At 44.0% G+C, this 248-nt stretch carries 1 protein-coding gene; it reads left to right on the top strand.

The genetic code is table 11. From position 1 onward, the window contains the following. Positions 1 to 248: hypothetical protein (locus E8Q33_RS15520; protein WP_211116203.1), on the top strand; the 248-nt coding region annotated here is incomplete at both ends.

Below are 248 nucleotides of genomic sequence, written 5' to 3'. Positions count from 1 at the left end.
AATGCGACTAAACAAACTGTGCCACCTGTTGAAGTCAGACTGAGTTCCATTGCCGACAAACCTCATTATTTAATACGTTATCCAGATCAGGCAGCAATAGCTATAGATGCCTTGACTGCACAAAAAATCGAAAACGCAAACCAGCTTCAGGCTTTGGCCTCTGCTCAAGCCTTTTATCCTGCAGCAAAAACTGAATATCTCGGACTTATTGAGTACGACAGTTGGACTTTGTCGCGAGGTCTAGACAC

The sequence above is a fragment of the Methylophaga sp. SB9B genome (assembly GCF_004832235.1).
GTDB lineage: Bacteria > Pseudomonadota > Gammaproteobacteria > Nitrosococcales > Methylophagaceae > Methylophaga > Methylophaga muralis.
The sequence above is the reverse complement of the archived record's forward strand: the minus strand, read 5'-3'. Positions and strand labels throughout refer to the sequence as shown.